This is a genomic window from Mycobacterium sp. TH-M15 (assembly GCF_057473705.1).
The window spans coordinates 1-2434 of sequence record NZ_JBYCLB010000576.1 but is presented as its reverse complement, the minus strand read 5'-3'; the positions used below and the strand labels follow the sequence as shown (position 1 = coordinate 2434).

The 2434-nt window shown below is 73.3% G+C and carries 3 protein-coding genes and 1 pseudogene; 1 reads left to right on the top strand and 3 read right to left on the bottom strand.

Features of this window, described 5'->3' with window-relative positions:
• Positions 1-994: ATP-dependent helicase (locus AC2VNT_RS14140; RefSeq protein ID WP_486947458.1), on the bottom strand; the 994-nt coding region annotated here is incomplete at its 3' end.
• A gap of 63 nt (positions 995-1057) precedes the next feature.
• Here AC2VNT_RS14140 and AC2VNT_RS14135 point away from each other — a divergent pair.
• Positions 1058-1330, top strand: coding sequence for a mycoredoxin (locus tag AC2VNT_RS14135; protein WP_486947457.1), 273 nt, complete (start codon positions 1058-1060; stop codon positions 1328-1330).
• Here AC2VNT_RS14135 and nudC read toward each other — a convergent pair.
• Both nudC and AC2VNT_RS14125 read right to left on the bottom strand, forming a co-directional pair.
• Entirely contained in the window at positions 1327-2262 is a 936-nt protein-coding gene (nudC, locus tag AC2VNT_RS14130) for an NAD(+) diphosphatase (RefSeq protein WP_486947456.1), read from the bottom strand. The two genes, AC2VNT_RS14135 and nudC, sit on opposite strands and share 4 nt — an antisense overlap.
• A 14-nt stretch (positions 2263-2276) precedes the next feature.
• A pseudogene (locus AC2VNT_RS14125) lies at positions 2277-2434 on the bottom strand (potassium transporter Kef); the annotation flags it as partial.

Sequence of the window (2434 nt, the reverse complement as noted above, 5' to 3'; positions counted from 1 at the left end):
GGCCCGGGCCCCGCTCCCCGATCAGCTGCAGCCGGCTGCCGGCCGCACGGCCGCGTGCGGCGGCGATCACCCGGTTGGCCAGCGACACCACCTGCGGGGTGGACCGGTAGTCGCGCTCCAGCCGGACCACGGTGGCATCCGGGAACCGCCGGGAGAAGTCGAGCAGGTAGCGCGGCGATGCGCCGGTGAACGAGTAGATGGTCTGGTTGGCGTCACCGACCACGGTCAGGTCGTCGCGGTCGCCGAGCCACGCCGCCAGCACCCGCTGCTGCAGCGGGGTCACGTCCTGGTACTCGTCGACGACGAAACACCGGTAGCGGTCCCGGAATTCGGCGGCCACCCCGGCGTCGTTCTCGATCGCGGCCGCGGTGTGCAGCAGCAGGTCGTCGAAGTCGAGCAGGGTCAGATCGCCGCGCACTTTCAGCGCCTCGTAGCCGGCGTAGACGCCGGCCAGTTGCGCGGCGTCCAGCGGGATGTCCCGACCCGCCTTGGCCACCGCGGCCGGATACTGCTCCGGGCCGATCAGCGACGCCTTGGCCCACTCGATCTCGCCGGCCACGTCGCGGACGTCGTCGCTGCCCAGGTTCAGCCCGGCGTGGCCGGCGGCGCGGGCGACCACGCCGAACTTGCGGTCCAGCAGCTGCCAGTCGGTGTCGCCGACCACCCGCGGCCAGAAGTACCGCAGCTGACGATGCGCGGCGGCGTGGAAGGTCAGCGCCTGCACCGACCCGACCGCGGCGCCGGCGTGCGCGGCGGCGCCCAGCGCCCGCAGCCGCGACCGCATCTCCCCGGCGGCCCGCTGGGTGAACGTCACCGCGAGCACCTGGCCGGCGGCTACGTGGCCACCGGCCACCAGCTGCGCGATCCGGTGGGTGATGGTGCGGGTCTTGCCGGTTCCGGCGCCGGCCAGCACACAGACCGGGCCGCGCGGGGCGAGCACCGCTTGGCGCTGCTCCTCGTCGAGGCCGCCGATCAGCGGGTCCGGACTCGCCATGGCGTCCATCTTGGCAGGGAGCACCGACCGGTTCGGCCGGCAGGCGACTACATTCGGAGGCCTATGACTGCTTCCGAGACCACCGCCGCCGCACCGATCACCGTCTACACCACGAACTGGTGCGGCTTCTGCCACCAGCTCAAGGTGGCGCTGAAGAAGTTCGAGATCCCCTACCAGGAGATCAACATCGAACAGGATCCGACCGCCGCGGCCTTCGTCGCGTCGGTCAACGGCGGAAACCGGACGGTGCCGACGGTGCGGTTCGCCGACGGCTCGACGCTGACCAACCCGACCGGCCGGGAGGTCAAGGCGAAGCTGGCCGCGCTCGCCGGCTAGCCATCCAGCGCCGCCCAGGACTCGACGATGCCGCGGGCGATCGACGTCGACGGCGGCAGCAGCAACCGGGACCCCGAGCCGCTCACCCAGTCGCCGGCGTCCAGCGCCGCGCGGACCTCGGCGCGGGTGAACCACTGGGCCTCGGCGATCTCGCCGTCGCTGAACGTGAACGGCTGACCCGGGTCGCCGACGGCGTGAAAACCGACCATCAGCGAGCTCGGGAACGGCCACGGCTGGCTGCCCAGATAACGCACGTCGCGAACGGTCAGGCCGATCTCCTCGCGCACCTCGCGGATCACGCAGGCCTCGAACGACTCGCCGGGCTCGACGAACCCGGCGATCAGCGCGAACAGCCCGGCCGGCCACGGCGCCTGGCGGGCCAGCACCGCGCGGTCACCGCCGTCGTGGATCAGGGTGATCACCGCGGGGTCGATGCGCGGGTAGTGCTCCTCGCCGGTGGCCGGGTTGACCCGCGCCCAGCCGGCCCGCGCCGGTGTGGTCTGGGCGCCGTCGACCGGGGAGAACCCGGCACGCTCGTGCCAGTTCAGCAGCGCGGTCGCCGTCGACACCAGCTGGGCGCTGACATCGTCGAAGACCTGGCCGGCCCGACGCAGGTCGAGGATCTGGGCGGAGGCGTCGGGAGCGTCGGGGGCAGCGGGTGGGCGCAGCGCACCGCGCACCGCCCACACCTGCCGGCCGGAGTCGAGCCGGCCGAGGAAGACCGCGGCCGGCGGCGGCGCCTCGGCCAGCTCGGTCGCGTCGGCGAGCAGCACCCGGCCGTCGGCGATCAGCACCTGGTTGCGGGAGTCGACCGTCAGCACCGCGGCATCGGCCCAGCCGGCGGCGATCGCGGCGTCGTCGCCGCGCAGCTCCTCGGCCCGGTCGACGGCGACCCGGGACAGCAGCGGAACCCGCCGAAGTCGGAAGTCCACGCGGCGGCCCCGGCTCAGTTTCCGACGTTGCGCACGTAGAGCAGCCGGTCGTCGCCCTCGATGGCGTCCACCAGCGGGTCATCCACCCGCAGCAGTTTCCCGCCGCGGACCACGCCGAGCACGATGTCGGAGAGGTGCCGCGGTGAACCGCCCACCTCCGCCGGCTCCACGT